The sequence below is a fragment of the Jannaschia formosa genome (assembly GCF_003340555.1).
Lineage (GTDB): Bacteria > Pseudomonadota > Alphaproteobacteria > Rhodobacterales > Rhodobacteraceae > Jannaschia > Jannaschia formosa.
Genome location: NZ_QPLJ01000013.1, coordinates 77,742 through 92,516, shown reverse-complemented (window position 1 = coordinate 92,516; position 14,775 = coordinate 77,742). Strand labels below are relative to the sequence as shown.

Sequence of the window (14,775 nt, the reverse complement as noted above, 5' to 3'; positions counted from 1 at the left end):
GGCAAGTCCAGGGGCGACTCGCCCCTAGGAGCCGCGATAGGTCGAGTAGCCGAAGGGGCTCAGCAGCAGCGGGACGTGGTAGTGATCGGCCTCGGCCATGGCGAAGCGGATCGGGATCTCGCCCAGGAACCCGCCCGGCCCGCCGGTGCGGGCAAGGTAGGCGCCCGCGTGGAAGACCAGCTCATAGGTGCCGGTGGCGAATTCCGGCTCGGGCAGGATCGGACCCTCGGTGCGGCCGTCGGCATTGGTCTCGACCTCGGCCAGCTTCGCGCGCGCGGCCCCCTCGATCCGGAAGAGCTCGATCTTCAGGCCCGCGGCCGGGCACCCGCGCGCGGTGTCGAGCACATGGGTCGTCAGGTAGCCGGTCATGCGGATCCTCCGAGGGTCAGGGGCGCGTGGCGGTTCACGTCCTTGTAGAGCAGGTAGCGGAACGGCCCGGGACCGCCCGCATAGCAGGCCTGCGGGCAGAAGGCACGCAGCCACATGAAATCGCCCGCCTCGACCTCGACCCAGTCGTCGTTGAGCCGGTAGACCCCGTGCCCTTCCAGCACGTAGAGTCCGTGCTCCATCACATGGGTCTCGAGGAAGGGGATCACGCCTCCGGGCCGGAAGGTGACGATGGTGACATGCATGTCATGGCCCAGTTCGGCGGGGTCGTGGAACCGGGTCGTGGCCCAGCGCCCCTCGGTGTCGGGCATCACGGCCGGCTCGACCGCGGCGTCGCTGGTGAAGATCGGCGCGGGGACGGGGACGCCCCCGGCGGGCTGATACCGCTTGCGGATCCACTGGAAGCACGCCACGGACCCGCCCGTATTGCGCAGGCTCCAGCCAGCGCCGGGCGGCAGCCAGGCATAGCCGCCCTCCTCCAGCACATGCGCCGTCCCGTCCAGCGTCACCGTGACCGTGCCGTCGGTGACGAAGATCGCGGATTGCGCGGAGGGATCGTCGTCGGGCCGCTCCGACCCGCCGCCGGGCTGCACCTCCATCGCGTACTGGCTGAAGGTCTCGGCGAAGCCGGTCATCGGCCGGGCAAGCACCCAGAGCCGGGTCGCCTCCCAATGCGGCAGGAAGCTCGCCGTGATGTCGCGCATCGTGCCGCGCGGGATGACGGCATAGGCCGTCTTGAAGACCGCGCGGTCGGTCAGAAGCTGGGTCTGGGGCGGGTGGCCGCCCGGCGGGAAGGAGTATCGGTCGCTCATGGCGCAGAGAATGGACCGAAGCCGCGGCGGGGCCAAGATGCCGCCGCACGCCCCTGCCGCCACGCCATGCGCGCCCTGTTCCCCCGCGCCGCCAAACGCGCTAGGGGCGAAGCCTGCACCTGAAGGACGCTCAAGATGACCATCCCGCTCTCTGCCATCACTTTGCACAAGGGCGACCTGCCCGACGGGCTGAGCTTCCCGGACGGCGTCGCCATCGACTGCGAGACAATGGGGCTGAACCCGCATCGCGACCGGCTCTGCGTCGTGCAGCTGTCGGGCGGGGACGGGCAGGCGCATCTGGTGCAGATCGCCAAGGGCCAGACCGAGGCGCCGAACCTGGCCGCGCTGCTGCGCGATCGGGACACCCTCAAGCTGTTCCATTTCGGTCGCTTCGACATCGCCGCGATGTATCATGCCTTCGGCGCCCTGGCCGAGCCGGTCTGGTGCTCCAAGATCGCGTCGCGGCTGGTGCGGACCTATACCGACCGCCACGGGCTGAAGGCCCTCCTGTCGGAGCTTCTGCAGGAGGACATCTCCAAGCTCCAGCAGACCTCCGACTGGGGCGCGGCGGAGCTGACGGAGGCGCAGATGCAATACGCGGCCTCGGACGTGCTCTACCTCCACCGCCTGAAGCGGGAGCTCGACGCGATGCTCGCGCGCGAGGACCGGGCCGAGATCGCGCAGGCCTGCTTCGACTTCCTGCCGACGCGGGCGAAGCTGGACCTGATCGGCTATCCCGAGACCGACATCTTCGCCCATAGCTGAGCCATGGCCGACAGCCATACCAGCCTGGTCCGCGGCGCGCGGATCGTCCTGCCGGTGGCGGCGCTGGGCCTTCTGTCGATGCTGTTCCTGCTGCCGCGCACGGTGAACCCCGACGACGCGATCCCCTATGCCGAGGTCGACGTCTCGATGCGCGCCCGCGACCAGCAGCTGACGCGGCCGCGCTTCGCGGGCGTGTCGTCCCGCGGCTCGGACTTCGCCGTGACCGCCGACCGCGCCCTGCCCGACGCCGCCGATCCGAACCGGATGACCGCCGAGACCGTGGCGATGCAGCTCATCGCGCCGTCGGGCGCGCAGGTCGACCTGCGCGCCGACCGGGCCGAGATCGACGCCGCCGGGCGCAGCCTGCTGCTCGAAGGCGGCGTCCGGGTCGAGACCTCGACAGGCTACAGCCTGACCGCCCCGCGGCTGGAGGGGCGGATCGATACCGTCGACATCGCCGGGACCGAGATCGCGGGCGAGGGTCCGCTCGGCACGATCCGGGCGGGCGCGCTGCGGGTGACCGAGACCGGGGGCGATCCGCGGCTCCTCTTCACCCAGGGCGTCGAATTGCTATATCTGCCCCCAGACCCATAGGATCACACGATGCTGCGCGCGCTCGCCCTTCTGGCCGTCCTGGCCTTCCCCGCCTCTGCCCAGCAGTCCCAGGTCGGCTTCGGCAGCGGCGAGTTCGACCGCTCCGCCCCGGTCGAGGTGGCCGCCGACAGCCTGGAGGTCGACCAGGCCACCGGCCGCGCGACGCTGACCGGCAACGTCGTCATCGCCCAGGGCGAGCTTCGGCTCTCGGCTCAGCGCGTCACCGTGGACTACGCCACGGTCGACGGCGATCGCCGGATCGAGCGGCTCAACGCCGAGGGCGACGTGCTGATCGTCGCGGGGCAGGACGCCGCCGAGGGGCAGGAGGCGACCTATACCCTGGGCACCGCCGAGATCCTTCTGTCGGGCGACGTCGTCGTCACCCAGGACGGCGCGACGCTGGCGGGCGACCGCCTGGCGGTGAACCTCGAGTCGGGGTCCGGGACGGTCACGGGCCGCGTTCGGACGACGCTCCAGCCGTGAACGCCCCCACCGTCATCGAGGGCGACGGCGGGCTGGCGATCCGGAACCTGCGCAAATCCTACCGCAAGCGGCCCGTCATCCGCGACGTGTCGATGGACCTCGCCCGCGGCGAGGTGGTGGCGCTGCTCGGACCCAACGGCTCGGGCAAGACGACGACCTTCTACTGCATCGCCGGACTGGTCACGCCCGACGGGGGCAGCGTCACGCTCGACGGGCGCGATGTGACCTGGCTGCCGATGTATCGCCGCGCCAAGGCCGGGATCGGCTATCTCCCTCAGGAGATGTCGATCTTCCGCGGCCTCACCGTCGAGCAGAACATCCGCGCCGTGCTGGAGATATCCGAGCCCAAGCGCCACCGCCGCCGCGAACGCCTGGAGGAACTGCTGGGCGAGTTCCATATCGAGCATCTGCGCCGCGCCTCGGCCCTGGCCCTGTCGGGGGGCGAGCGCCGCCGGGTGGAGATCGCCCGCTGCCTTGCCGCACGGCCCCGCTACCTGCTGCTCGACGAGCCCTTCGCGGGCGTCGACCCGATCAGCGTGGGCGACATCCGCGGGCTGGTGACGCAGCTGAAGTCGCGCGGCATCGGCGTGCTGATAACGGACCATAACGTGCGGGAAACGCTGCAGATCGTCGACCGGGCCTACATCCTGCACGACGGCGGCGTGCTGATGTCCGGCAGCCCCGAAGAGGTGACGGCGGACGCCAATGTGCGGCGGGTCTATCTCGGCGACAGCTTCGCCGGATAGGACAGTTCGTCGCCGGGACGGGACAGCGAATTGCATTGACACGACCCCGCTTCCCGCGCCCAATCGGAGGATGGAGCCTCGCTCGCGCGACATCGTCCCGGCATTCGGGACACCGGCTGCGAAGACCGCCATCGGCGCGGATCGAGCCACCATCATCCGAAGACACGGGGGCCTCAGGCCCCGAACGACCCCCGAAGGAGGATACATGCGCACCCAGATCACCGGAAAGCAGATCGACATCGGCGAAGCCCTCCAGACCCACGTGAAGACCGAGCTCGGCGCCGTGGTCGAGAAATATGCGGGTCGGCCCACCGACGCGCAGGTGACCTTCTCGAAGGCCGCGCACGAGCATCTCTGCGAGTCGACGGTGCATCTCTCGACCGGGCTGACCGCCACCGCCACGGGCAAGGCGACCGAAATCTACGCCGCCTTCGAGGCATCGGTCGAGAAGCTGGACAAGCAGCTGCGCCGATACAAGCGCAGGTTGAAAAACCATCACCAGGAGAGGGTCCAGCCGGTTGAAGTTTCGGGGGGTGCCACGTATATCCTTGCCTCCGAAGCGGAGGACGACGAACCGGACTCGCTTCAGCCGATCATCGTCGCCGAGTTGGAAACCCGCATTCCGGCCCTTTCCGTCGGCGAGGCGGTGATGCAGATGGAACTTGCCGGGGCCCCGGTGCTCGTCTTCAAGAACGAGAAGGGCGGCGGCGTGAACGTGGTGTATCGGCGCGACGACGGAAATGTCGGCTGGATCGATCCCGCAACGGTGACTTGAGCAGGGGCCGCCCCAAAGGGCGGGACGAGGACCGAGCGCATGCAGCTGAACAAGATCCTGGCCCCGGGGGCCGTGAAGGTGTTGCCCAAGGTCACCAGCAAGAAGCGCCTGTTCTGCGATCTGGCGGATATCGCGCGCGACGTGCACGGCCTGTCCCAACCCGACGCCTTCGCCGCCCTGCAGGAGCGGGAGGCGCTGGGCCCGACCGGCGTCGGTGACGGCATCGCCCTGCCCCATGCGCGGCTGACGGGGCTGGACGGGGTCCGTGGCGTCTTCCTGCGGCTCGAACAGCCGCTCGACTTCGACGCGATGGACCGCAAGCCCGTCGACCTGGTCTTCGGCCTCTTCGCGCCCGAGGGCGCGGGCGTCACCCATCTGAAGGCGCTGGCGCTGGTCTCGCGGACCCTGCGCGACCCGGGCCTCTGCGCGAAGTTGCGCGCAAATACCGACCCGTCGATCCTCTATACCGTGCTGACCGAGGCGCAGGCGGACCAGGCCGCCTGACCGCCGCGCCTCAGCTGTTCTTCCACCGCCGGAAGCCGAACTGCCGATAGTCGCGCCGATAGGCCGCGACGGCCAGGTCGTCATGCTCCGGCCGGTAGACCTCGGCCAGCTTCGGCCCCGCCTCCGCGATCCCGAAGGGCTGCGGCCTCCGTCCCACCGCCGCCGCCAGCCGGTCCAGCTCCGCCTGCGCGTCGGCCTCGCGGATCACCCGCTGGGGGATGAGCGTCTGCGCCATCCCGGCCAGAAGCTCCGCCTGCCCCTCCCAGCCCGGCGCGACCGGCAGGGCCGACTGCCCGCCCCGCACCGCGCCGAGAAAGCGCAGGAACCCCGCGAAACCCTCCGCCTCGGGGCCGTCCTCGGGCAGAAGGACCCCGTGCTGGTTGACCATCACCCGGCGGACGGTGTTGGCCTCGCGCCCGCGCCCGTCCAACACGGCGCGCCACGCGGCCCAGGCCCGGTCCAGCGGATGCCGCAGCACGCAGAAGCTGGTGAAGCCCTTCGCGCCCCGCAGCCAGCGCCGCAATCCGCGTTCGTCGAAATCCCCCGCCGCCGGCGCCCCGTCCACCGCGCCGAGCCAGGCGGCGACGGCCGCGTGCGGCCCCCCCGGCAGCCCGACATGGATCAGCGGGCTTTCGGCCGCCGCGACCAGACCCGTCAGGTCGGCCCGGGGCGCGGGGTCCGGCGCCGCCGGGCGCGCCATCAGGAACGGGTCCAGCCGGGCCAGATGCGCCCGCATCTCCTCGGGGTTCTCGACCTTCTCCTCGACCGGGGCGGGATTCTGCCGCTTCAGCTTGCCCGGCACCTCCGTCAGCCGGTCCGTGCTGCCGAGGAAGGCGGCCAGCCCGTTCAGCACCTCCAGGTCGCCGATCTGGTCGTAGCCGATCCAGAACGGCACCTGCCCCGAACGTTGCAGCGCCACCGCCACCCGGTCGCGGAACGCCGCCTGTCGCGCCACCAGCGCGTCGAACTCGGCCCCGTCGAACCGCACGAGCGCCGCCTTCGCCATCTTCGGGTTGGTCAGCCGCCATTGCCCGGTCTCGCGCGCGATGGCGAGGCTGACATAGCTGTCCAGCGGGTTGCGCGTCAGGATCACCTTGGCGATGCGCGGGTTGTCCAGCACCGGCGCCAGAACCCGCGGATCGTGGTCGTGGAAATAGCGGAAGCCCGGCAGTCCCTCCTGAGCCACCAGCCGGTCGAGCAGCGGGAGCGGATCGGCCTCGCGCGCGGCGAGGTCGATGCCGAACAGTTCCTCTCCGGTCGGCTTGCCGATGAAGACGGGGTTGAAGACCTCGCCATGTCCGGTGACGTCCGCCAGGGCGCTCAGCGAGGCCTCCAGATGGTTCGATCCCGTCCGCATCTCGGCGAACAGCACGAAGGCGTCGAACCTAGCGAACAAGCCCCGGCCCCCCGACCCGGGGCGGCGTGGAGACGGGCACGCCGAAATCCCCCATCACCACGGGCTTCACCCCGGCGTTGCGCAGCCGTTGCAGAAAGTCGGGCACAGCCGACAGCGGCCGCATCGCGGGCAGCGGGCGCGCGCCCTCGGTCCCGCCGATCTCGGCCAGGACGGGGGCAAGCCGGTCCTCGGGCCCGGCCGCGAACTCGGCCAGGGTCCAGCGATGCAGCCGCGCGGCGACCTCGGGCCCGTCGAGCAGTCGCAGGAAAGCCGCCTCGATCCGCTGCAGCCGCGCGATCTCGGCCCGGACCTCGTCGAACGGGCGGTCCGAGGCGATCAGCGGCACGACCCAGGCGCCGGAGACGACGGTGACGGTCGCGTTCCGGTCGCGCAGCACGAAGGGCATCGCCGCCTGCGTGTCGCCCGGTCCGAACTGCCAGGTCTGCCGCTCGCCCCGCGTGTTCCAGATCAGGTTCGCCAGGAACTGCTCCGGCCGGTAGTCGCGCAGCGCCGGGCTGGCCGATAGGCAGCCGTTCAGCACCTCCTCCCGCCCCGCGAACTCCGCCCCCTCGGGGTGGTAGAGATGCCCGTGAACCCGCCCGCCAAGACGCCGGGCCAGCCACGGCTCCCAGTCCGGGAACAGCGCGCCGAGACCGCAGAACACCGCAAAGGGCGCGGCGGTCAGCTTGCCCTCGCGCCCCTTCGCCGGGAACCGGCCCTGGTTGTAGAGTCCCGCGCGCCCGTTCGCCCGCCGCCGGTTGGCACGCGAGAAGACGCGGTCGATCTTGCCCGGATCGGGCTCCGCCATGCGGGCGGCGGGCCGGTCGGGGTCGAGGAAGGTGGAATACAGCCCCTCCGCCCCCGGCCAGACCTTGCGCGCGACGAAGCAGTCCGACCGCTCCAGCAGGGGGCGGTGGTCGTCGTAGAAGATATGCGGCTTGCCCTGCACGTCGAACTTGGCCAGCGTCAGAGACCGGCTTTCGATCCGGGTCGAATGGCGCCGCGCGAGGGTCTGGAAATAGCTCTCGTCCGGGATCCACGCGCGCGAGAACCAGGCATCCATCGCCCGCCGGTCCGGCGCGGTCAGGATCGCCTCCAGCGTCTCGCGGGTCAGGCACCACCACTGGCTGCCCAGATGCGGGACGATCCCCTCGGGCAGCTTGCGCGCCACGCCCAGCCGGCGCTGCAACTCGGTGAAGGCGTCGAACAGCCGCCGCCGCCGGCGCCAAGGGAAGGGGAAATGCAGCGTGAACCGCTCCGCCTCCAGCCCGTCCACGGCCCAGTCGGCCTCCTCCACCGCCACGCTCTCGATGAAGTCGACGCCCGGCCGGTCGGCGAGATAGCCCGTCAGCTCCGCCACCGGCCGAAGCGGCAGGCAGGAGCCGGAGGCGAGATAGACATGCCGCACCTCGGGAAAGGCGGCGAGCATCCGCTCGCACCCCGTCTGCGTCGCCGCCACCAGCGACCAGGTGCCCCACTCGACCCGCACCCGGCCGCAGAACCGGATGAGCGGCGCATCCCCGAACCGGTCGCGGAAGGCGCGGAAGGCGGCGCGTGGAACCTTGGCGTCGACATGGATCACCACCGGACAGCCGGCCGCGGCCCAGTGGCGCGCGACCTGCTCGGTCCGGTCGAAGGCGGTGTGGACCAGCAGGACGAAGCCGAGGCTCATGCCCAGTTCCCCTTGGAGATCAGCCCGAGGATTTCGAGCTGGCGCCAGTTGATATACCGCTCCGACCAGCGACACCACAGGTCGCGCCCGCCCTCCAGCCCCTCGGCATAGGCCCTGTATTCGTCGGCGGCACGGTAATGCTCGCCCCGCGCGGCCTCCTCCTCGGCGCGGGCGCCGAACGTGTCGAGGAACTTCGCGTGCAGCAGGACGCCCGACGCCTTCTCGCCGCCCGCCTCCTCGAAGGTGCGGTTCAGGCCCCGCGGCAGCAGCGCATGGGTCGAGGAGACATAGGCATAGCCCGGCGCCCATCGGACCAGCGGCGTCTTGTTGAGCGCGGGCGCCTTGCGCGGGGCATCGGCGAAGAAAGCCCGCGCCCGCACCCCGCCCTGGATCCACAGGTTGCCCAGCCCAGGGTTCCGCTCCATCACGTAGTTGCCGGCGTCGAACCAGGCGGCGATCTCGAACGGGTCCTGCCCCTCGGAATAGGGCTGCGCGGCCAGCGGGCCCTTCGGGTACATGTCCAGCAGCATCGCCCCGAAGGACCGGATCTGCGAGGCGTCCAGCCAGTCGGTCAGCGCGCGCAGCGGCCGGCTGTCGCAGAACGGGTAGACTAGGAATTCGTCCACATCGACCGTCAGGCACCAGTGCCGCGCCCCGTGGCTCCGCGCCAGCCCGTTGAGCCAGTCGACCCCGTAGGCCGAGGCGCGATAGCTGGCCTCGGTCGTCCAGAGAGAGACGTCGGGCTGCGCGGCCAGATAATCCCGGGTCCCGTCGACGCTGTCGTTGTCGACCATCAGGAAATGGTCGATCCCGAGCCGCCGGTAGTAGTCGAGGAAATAGGGAAGCCGCAGCCGCTCGTTCCGGAGCGTGGTGAAGGCCAGCAGGTCGCCGCCCCGGATCGCGCGGGTCCGGTCGGCGACGGCGCGCAACTGGCTGCGCCGCGCCCGCGCGCGCGCCACCCACAGCTTGCGCCGTAGCCGCATCCGGTAGGAGGAGACGACGCCCATCCTTCAGCCCTGCCCGCGTTCCGTTCCGTTACTCATCACACCGCTCCTGCCCCGCCCCCCTAGACGACAATCGTGGCGAGTTTTCGGCCCCGCAACCTCCCGATGTCGTCGCACCAAAGGGTTGCCGAACCGTGCACGCCCCGGCCTCCCACAACCGGGCCCGACGCGCCGCCCCTCCCCCCTTCCTGTGGCCGGAAATACTCCGGGGGGCGCCGCAGGCGCGGGGGCAGCGCCCCCTCCGACGCCGCCCCGATCGCAGGCGTCGGGCCGGAGAACGGCCGAAGGCCCGGGCGCGCGGGGGCTCGATGCCCCCGCGCGCCCGTCCCCCCTCATTCCCATCCCCCGCGCGACATCAGCCCCAGCGCCTCCAGCTGGCGCCAGCCGTGATAGCGCGTCGACCGCGCGCACCAGAGCACCGGATCCCCGGTCAGCGCGTCGTAATAGCCCCGATACAGGTCCGAATTCTCGAAATGCTGCCGCCGCGCCTTCTCCTCCTCGGACTTGGCGAGGATGTTGGGCAGGAACTTCGTGTGCAGCAGCACCCCGGTGGGCGCCTCGCCCCCGTCGCGGTCGTAGACATGGTTCAGCTCCCGCGGCAGCGCGGTATGCGTCGAGGAGACATAGGCATAGTCCCGGTGCCAGCGGATCAGCGGCACCTTGGACAGGGTCGGCCCGCGCCGCGGCTCCGTCGCGAAGAACATGCGCGAGCGCACGCCGCCCTGCACCCAGAGATTCTGCAGCTTCGGCTGCCGCGTCGCGACGTAGTTGCCCGCGTCGAAGAAGGGCAGCGCCTCGACCGGATCCTGCCCAGCGCGGTAGGCGGTCTCGCCCAGCCGCCCCCGCGGGTAGAGGTCCAGCATCAGGAAGCCCATGCTGCGCCGCCCGACATGATCCAGCCAGCCCGTCAGCGCGCGCAGGTTGCGGCCGTCGTGATGGGCATAGACCGGCAGCTCGTCCGCATCGACCGTCAGGCACCAGTGCCCGTGCCCGTGCCGCCGCATCAGCACCGTCAGCCAGTCCACCCCGAAGCGCGACGACTTGTAGCCGTCCGCCGTCGACCAGAGCGACACGTCCGGCTCCCCGGCCAGCATCCCGGGCGAACCGTCGTCGCTGCCGTTGTCCACGATCAGGAAGTGCCCGACGCCCAGCGCGCGGAGATGCGCCAGCCACCAGGGCAGGCGCAGCGCCTCGTTGCGCATCGTCGAGAAGACCAGCACGTCGCCCGGCGCGATCGCCGCGGTCCGGTCGCGGACGGCCCGCAGCCGCCCGGCCTTGCGCATCGACCGCAGCAGCAGGCGCCGCCGCCGCCAGCGCAGCTTGTAGGCCGTCCAGGGATCGTCGCCCGGCTCGCGTTCTGCCGAAGCTCCGGAACGCCCCCCTCCCGACACGGATCCCGGACCTCCCATGGCGCGCGTGCCGCAGGCGCCTCGCCGCGACCGATCCCCGCCGCGCCCGCTACTCCGCCGCCGTCTGGACCGAGATGATTTCGGTCAGGAAGGCCCGCAGCTCGTCGCGCAGGTCCGGCCGGTCCAGCCCGAAGGCCACCGTCGCCTGCAGGAACCCTGCCTTCGACCCGCAATCGTAGCGCTGGCCCTTGAAGCGGAAGCCGTGGACCGGCGCGCCCAGCTCGATCTCCCTGGCGATGGCGTCGGTCAGCTGGATCTCGCCGCCGGCGCCCTTGTCGGTGTTGTCGAGGTGATCCATCACCGCGGGCGACAGGATGTAGCGCCCGATCACCGCCAGGTTCGAGGGCGCGTCCTCGGCCTTCGGCTTCTCGACCATCCCGCGCACCTTGACCGCGGCCCCCTCCTCGGACTCGACGTCGAGGATGCCGTAGGCCGAGGTCTTTTCGGTCGGCACCTCCATCGCCGCGACGAGGCTGCCGCCGGTCTCGGCATGGGCCTCGACCATCTGCTTGAGGCAGGGCTCCTCGGCCGCGATCACGTCGTCGGGCAGGATCACGGCGAAGGGCTCATCGCCGATCAGCCGGCGGGCGCAGCGCACCGCGTCACCCAGGCCCAGGGCCTTGTGCTGGCGGATATAGGCGATCTGCCCGCTTTCCATGTAGGTGTCGCGCAGCGCGTCCAGCAGCTCGGCCTTGCCCTTGTCCTCCAGCGCCCGCTCCAGCTCGGGCGAGTGGTCGAAATAGTCCTCCAATGCCGATTTCCCGCGCGCGGTGACGAAGATGAACTCCTCGATGCCGGCGGCGCGGGCCTCGTCGATCGCGTACTGGATCAGCGGACGGTCGACGAGCGTCATGATCTCCTTCGGGACCGACTTGGTCGCAGGCAGGAACCGGGTCCCCAGGCCTGCCACGGGAAAGATGGCCTTGGTGACGGGTGTGGGCATGGAAACGTCCTTCATTGGAGATCCGGCAGGGCCGGAGATTTGACTCGCGATAGCACAACCGACGGATGGGGTCATGGTCCCCATGGAAACAAGCCGGTTCAGCCGGGAATCAGTGCGATACCCGGCGCATGGGCAATGAAGAACGGATTCGCGAAGCCGTCCTTGCCATAGATCAAGGGCGCATGGTCATCGAAGCGCACGACCCGGCCGCCGGCGCCCGCCAGCACGGCATGGCCCGCCGCCGTGTCCCATTCCATCGTCCGGCCGAGCCGCGGATAGAGATCCGCTTCGCCGGTCGCCACCAGGCAGAACTTCAGCGACGACCCGGCCGAGCGCATGTCGGCCACGGAATACTTCCCGATATAGGCGTCGGTCGCCGCGTCCCGGTGCGATTTCGACGCGACGACCAGCAGCGCCGAAGGGTCGGGCGTCCTGACCCGGAGCTCGGTCATGGTCCCGGGCCTGTCCTTGTCGAACGGCCCCGCCTCCTCGACCGAGGTGCCGTCGGCCCGGGTCAGGAACAGGCGGCCCTTGGCGGGGGCGTAGACCACGCCGCGCACCGGCACGCCGTTCTCGACCCAGGCGATGTTGACCGTGAAGTCGCCCCGGCGCTGGACGAATTCCTTGGTCCCGTCGAGCGGGTCGACGATGAAGAAGTCGCGGGCGCTCTGGCCGTGCGTGGCCGACTGTTCCTCGGTGACGATCACGGCGTCCGGGAAGGCCGCGCGCAGACCGGCGGAAATCAGCGCATCGGCGGCCTCGTCGGCGGCGGTGACGGGGCTTTCGTCGGACTTGGCGCGGGTCCCGAAATCCTCCGACCCGTAGATCTCCATGATCGCGTCCCCCGCCTCGAGCGCGAGACGGCGGAGCACCACCATCATTCGGTCAAAATCCATCGCTAGACCCTTCCTCAAATCGGCTTGCACGATCCTGCGGCCAGCGGGGCTGACCTTGCGGGACGCAGGCCTTATGCTGGCAACGCGCCACTTGGGCAACACGACAAAGGAGGTCCCGGTGTTCGGGGTAGACCGAGGCGAAGGCAGGCTCGCGGGCGCGTTCACGCTGGCGGAGCGGGTGTTCCACGCCACCGTGCGCCAGGCGCGCAAGGGGCATGGCAACGCGCTGGTCGCGCTGGGCATGAACGTGCTGCAGACGGTCGTCTTCCTGGCGGCCTTCTTCCTGCTGTTCATGCTTCTCGGCATCCGCGGCTCGGCGATCCGCGGCGACTTCATGCTCTACCTGATGTCGGGGATCTTCCTGTTCCTGACCCATGTGAAGGCCTCGGGCGCGGTGGTCGGGTCCGAGGGACCGGCCTCGCCGATGATGAAGCACGCGCCGATGAACACGGCCGTCGCCATCCTCGCGGCGGCGCTCTCGGCGCTCTACCTGCAGTTCCTGTCGCTGTCGGTCGTCCTCTTCGCCGTCCACGTCGTCTGGCACCCGGTCGAGATCAACGATCCCGTCGGCGCCTTCGCCATGTTCCTGCTGGCCTGGTTCTCGGGCGTGGCGGTCGGGCTGGTGCTGCTGGCGCTCAAGCCCTGGTTCCCGAACTTCGTGCAGATCGCCAATACGGTCTATTCGCGGGCCAACATGGTCTTCTCCGGCAAGATGTTCGTCGCCAACACCCTGCCCTCGACCTTCCTGCCCTACTTCACCTGGAACCCGCTGTTCCACGCGATCGACCAGGCGCGGGGCTATACCTTCGTCAACTACTCCCCGCATTACACGAGCTGGAGCTATCCCCTGATCGTCAGCGCGATCCTTCTTCTGATCGGCCTGATGGGCGAGTTCTACACGCGGCGCCACGCCTCGATGTCCTGGTCGGCAGGGCGGTAGCCCCGGCGCGCAGGTCCCCTTGGCAGCGCGCCATATCGCGCAGCCCCCTTCGATGCTCCAAAAATATGCCGGGGTCCGGGGCAGAGCCCCGGTCCGCGCTCGCCGGAATGTGCTACGTTCCGGCATGACATCCAGACACGGAGACCGAAGATGCGCGCCTTCCTCATCGCCTTCCTCCTTCTGTGCACGCCCGCCCTCGCGACCCAGGACGGCTGGCCCGCGCTCCATGACGTGACCGGGGTCGCCTCCGACGACGTGCTCAACATCCGGGCCGAGCCCAGCGCCGGTTCCGAGATCATCGGCAGCTTCGCGCCCGACGCGACCGATATCGAAGTCGTCCGCCCGAACGAGCGGCAGGACTGGGGCCTCGTGAACACGGCCGGGGGCACGGGCTGGGTCTCGCTCGCCTTCCTCGAGCGGCATCCGGGGCAGTGGGACGGCGCCTTCCCGATGCTCGCCCGGTGCTTCGGAACGGAGCCGTTCTGGAACCTCGCGATCGACGGCGACGCGGCGACCTTCTCGACGCCCGAGATGTCGCTGGACGGCTCGGTCGTGGCCCGGCTGGGCAGCCCCAACCGGCGCGACCGGCACGGTCTGCGCGTCGCCCTGCCCGAGGGCCGCTGGATCGAGGGCGTGATCTCGTCCGAGGCCTGCAACGACGGCATGTCGGACCGCGCCTACGGCCTCGCCTTCGACGCGCTGCGCGAGGAAACGGTGCTGTCGGGCTGCTGCTCGCTCAGCCGCTGAACGTCCGACGTGCATCACCCGTGGATCACCCGTCCGTCACCCCTCGGATCCCCCCGCCACCCGCAGCGTCAGGTTGATCCGCCCCGGCGCGTCGAGCAGGGTCGACGTGCCCGGCGCAATCCGGTCGATCCCGTGGAAGGTCAGCCGCGCTTCGCCACCCATCACCATCACATCGCCCGAGCGGAGCCAGACGCTCTCGGTCCGGCCGCCCCGTTCGAGGTTCCCGATCCGGAACAGCGCGTCGTCGCCCAGCGAGATCGACACGACCGGCTGCGTCAGGTCCGCCTCGTCGCGGTCCTGGTGCATCCCCATCCGCGCCTGCGGGTCGTACCAGTTGATCAGGCAGCTGTCGGGTAGCCGGGCCTCCGGAACGACGCCCTTCCAGACCGCCAGCACCGGCTCGGGAATCGGCGGCCAGGCCACGCCCGAGGGATGGCGCGGCTCATAGCGATAGCCGCGCCGGTCCGTGACCCAGCCCAGCCGCCCGGCCGAACTCATCCGCACGGAGAGCGGCTGCCCGCGCCGTGTCACGGGTCGGACGAGCGGCGCGGCCCGCAGGACGGCGCGGATCTCGTCCACCATTGCCTGCTGCGCGGGGCGGTCGAGCCACCCGTCTAACAGCCGGAAACCCCTTACGTCACGCATCGGAATCCCTGTCGATTTGAGTCCCTTCACGTCCTTGCGAGCCCAAAACCCCCCTCC

Annotated in this window: 17 protein-coding genes; 8 read left to right on the top strand and 9 right to left on the bottom strand. The window is 70.3% G+C overall.

Features of this window, described 5'->3' with window-relative positions; translation table 11 throughout:
- Positions 1 to 24 precede the first annotated feature (24 nt).
- Positions 25 to 369, bottom strand: a complete 345-nt coding sequence (gene uraH, locus DR046_RS14255) for a hydroxyisourate hydrolase (RefSeq protein ID WP_115383065.1) — start codon at positions 367 to 369, stop codon at positions 25 to 27.
- Positions 366 to 1,199, bottom strand: coding sequence for a bifunctional allantoicase/(S)-ureidoglycine aminohydrolase (locus tag DR046_RS14250; protein WP_115383064.1), 834 nt, complete (start codon positions 1,197 to 1,199; stop codon positions 366 to 368). Before DR046_RS14250 ends, uraH begins: the two co-directional genes overlap by 4 nt.
- A 135-nt stretch (positions 1,200 to 1,334) precedes the next feature.
- Here DR046_RS14250 and DR046_RS14245 point away from each other — a divergent pair, with 135 nt between their 5' ends.
- The 6 genes from DR046_RS14245 (at position 1,335) to DR046_RS14220 (ending at position 5,066) form a co-directional block, all read left to right on the top strand.
- Positions 1,335 to 1,964: a ribonuclease D gene (locus DR046_RS14245; protein ID WP_115383063.1), complete on the top strand. Its 630-nt coding sequence runs from the start codon at positions 1,335 to 1,337 to the stop codon at positions 1,962 to 1,964.
- Between the two features lie 3 nt (positions 1,965 to 1,967).
- Positions 1,968 to 2,558 carry a hypothetical protein gene (locus DR046_RS14240; protein WP_115383062.1) on the top strand — a complete coding sequence of 197 codons (591 nt, stop codon included), beginning with the start codon at positions 1,968 to 1,970 and terminating at the stop codon, positions 2,556 to 2,558.
- 9 nt (positions 2,559 to 2,567) lie between these two features.
- A complete protein-coding gene (gene lptA, locus DR046_RS14235; RefSeq protein WP_115383061.1) occupies positions 2,568 to 3,041 on the top strand; it encodes a lipopolysaccharide transport periplasmic protein LptA in 474 nt (157 codons plus the stop codon).
- Entirely contained in the window at positions 3,038 to 3,787 is a 750-nt protein-coding gene (gene lptB / locus DR046_RS14230; RefSeq protein WP_115383060.1) for an LPS export ABC transporter ATP-binding protein, read from the top strand. Before lptA ends, lptB begins: the two co-directional genes overlap by 4 nt.
- 205 nt (positions 3,788 to 3,992) lie before the next feature.
- On the top strand, positions 3,993 to 4,562 hold the full coding sequence (gene hpf, locus DR046_RS14225) for a ribosome hibernation-promoting factor, HPF/YfiA family (protein ID WP_115383059.1): 570 nt from the start codon (positions 3,993 to 3,995) through the stop codon (positions 4,560 to 4,562).
- A gap of 39 nt (positions 4,563 to 4,601) precedes the next feature.
- Entirely contained in the window at positions 4,602 to 5,066 is a 465-nt protein-coding gene (locus DR046_RS14220) for a PTS sugar transporter subunit IIA (protein ID WP_115383058.1), read from the top strand.
- Between the two features lie 10 nt (positions 5,067 to 5,076).
- Here DR046_RS14220 and DR046_RS14215 read toward each other — a convergent pair whose 3' ends face one another.
- From DR046_RS14215 to cysQ, 6 genes are all read right to left on the bottom strand, one after another.
- Entirely contained in the window at positions 5,077 to 6,462 is a 1,386-nt protein-coding gene (locus tag DR046_RS14215) for a nodulation protein NodH (protein WP_115383057.1), read from the bottom strand.
- Positions 6,452 to 8,134 (bottom strand): DUF5927 domain-containing protein, encoded by a 1,683-nt coding sequence (locus DR046_RS14210; protein ID WP_115383056.1) that lies wholly within the window; start codon positions 8,132 to 8,134, stop codon positions 6,452 to 6,454. The genes DR046_RS14215 and DR046_RS14210 overlap by 11 nt, the downstream gene beginning before the upstream one ends.
- Positions 8,131 to 9,141 carry a glycosyltransferase family 2 protein gene (locus DR046_RS14205; RefSeq protein WP_115383055.1) on the bottom strand — a complete coding sequence of 337 codons (1,011 nt, stop codon included), beginning with the start codon at positions 9,139 to 9,141 and terminating at the stop codon, positions 8,131 to 8,133. The genes DR046_RS14210 and DR046_RS14205 overlap by 4 nt, the downstream gene beginning before the upstream one ends.
- A 329-nt stretch (positions 9,142 to 9,470) precedes the next feature.
- A complete protein-coding gene (locus DR046_RS14200; RefSeq protein ID WP_245190947.1) occupies positions 9,471 to 10,529 on the bottom strand; it encodes a glycosyltransferase family 2 protein in 1,059 nt (352 codons plus the stop codon).
- Positions 10,530 to 10,596: 67 nt separating this feature from the next.
- A complete protein-coding gene (gene galU / locus DR046_RS14195) occupies positions 10,597 to 11,490 on the bottom strand; it encodes a UTP--glucose-1-phosphate uridylyltransferase GalU (RefSeq protein WP_115383091.1) in 894 nt (297 codons plus the stop codon).
- A 98-nt stretch (positions 11,491 to 11,588) separates the two neighbouring features.
- On the bottom strand, positions 11,589 to 12,386 hold the full coding sequence (cysQ, locus tag DR046_RS14190; protein WP_115383053.1) for a 3'(2'),5'-bisphosphate nucleotidase CysQ: 798 nt from the start codon (positions 12,384 to 12,386) through the stop codon (positions 11,589 to 11,591).
- Between the two features lie 118 nt (positions 12,387 to 12,504).
- Here cysQ and DR046_RS14185 point away from each other — a divergent pair, with 118 nt between their 5' ends.
- Positions 12,505 to 13,326 (top strand): ABC transporter permease, encoded by an 822-nt coding sequence (locus DR046_RS14185; RefSeq protein ID WP_115383090.1) that lies wholly within the window; start codon positions 12,505 to 12,507, stop codon positions 13,324 to 13,326.
- A gap of 150 nt (positions 13,327 to 13,476) precedes the next feature.
- Complete coding sequence (locus DR046_RS14180; protein WP_115383052.1) at positions 13,477 to 14,073, top strand: SH3 domain-containing protein; 597 nt, start codon at positions 13,477 to 13,479, stop codon at positions 14,071 to 14,073.
- A gap of 36 nt (positions 14,074 to 14,109) precedes the next feature.
- Here DR046_RS14180 and DR046_RS14175 read toward each other — a convergent pair whose 3' ends face one another.
- Positions 14,110 to 14,718 carry an alpha-ketoglutarate-dependent dioxygenase AlkB family protein gene (locus tag DR046_RS14175; protein WP_115383051.1) on the bottom strand — a complete coding sequence of 203 codons (609 nt, stop codon included), beginning with the start codon at positions 14,716 to 14,718 and terminating at the stop codon, positions 14,110 to 14,112.
- Between the last annotated feature and the right edge of the window lie 57 nt (positions 14,719 to 14,775).

What these genes read in the sequence shown, in the direction of transcription:
- DR046_RS14210 (WP_115383056.1), bottom strand. Translation starts at nt 8,134, where the DNA reads ATGAGCCTCGGCTTCGTCCTGCTGGTCCACACCGCCTTCGACCGGACC.
- DR046_RS14250 (WP_115383064.1), bottom strand. Translation starts at nt 1,199, where the DNA reads ATGAGCGACCGATACTCCTTCCCGCCGGGCGGCCACCCGCCCCAGACC.
- DR046_RS14175 (WP_115383051.1), bottom strand. Translation starts at nt 14,718, where the DNA reads ATGCGTGACGTAAGGGGTTTCCGGCTGTTAGACGGGTGGCTCGACCGC.
- DR046_RS14180 (WP_115383052.1), top strand. Translation starts at nt 13,477, where the DNA reads ATGCGCGCCTTCCTCATCGCCTTCCTCCTTCTGTGCACGCCCGCCCTC.
- uraH (WP_115383065.1), bottom strand. Translation starts at nt 369, where the DNA reads ATGACCGGCTACCTGACGACCCATGTGCTCGACACCGCGCGCGGGTGC.
- galU (WP_115383091.1), bottom strand. Translation starts at nt 11,490, where the DNA reads ATGCCCACACCCGTCACCAAGGCCATCTTTCCCGTGGCAGGCCTGGGG.
- lptA (WP_115383061.1), top strand. Translation starts at nt 2,568, where the DNA reads ATGCTGCGCGCGCTCGCCCTTCTGGCCGTCCTGGCCTTCCCCGCCTCT.
- hpf (WP_115383059.1), top strand. Translation starts at nt 3,993, where the DNA reads ATGCGCACCCAGATCACCGGAAAGCAGATCGACATCGGCGAAGCCCTC.
- cysQ (WP_115383053.1), bottom strand. Translation starts at nt 12,386, where the DNA reads ATGGATTTTGACCGAATGATGGTGGTGCTCCGCCGTCTCGCGCTCGAG.
- DR046_RS14240 (WP_115383062.1), top strand. Translation starts at nt 1,968, where the DNA reads ATGGCCGACAGCCATACCAGCCTGGTCCGCGGCGCGCGGATCGTCCTG.
- DR046_RS14245 (WP_115383063.1), top strand. Translation starts at nt 1,335, where the DNA reads ATGACCATCCCGCTCTCTGCCATCACTTTGCACAAGGGCGACCTGCCC.
- DR046_RS14220 (WP_115383058.1), top strand. Translation starts at nt 4,602, where the DNA reads ATGCAGCTGAACAAGATCCTGGCCCCGGGGGCCGTGAAGGTGTTGCCC.
- DR046_RS14205 (WP_115383055.1), bottom strand. Translation starts at nt 9,141, where the DNA reads ATGGGCGTCGTCTCCTCCTACCGGATGCGGCTACGGCGCAAGCTGTGG.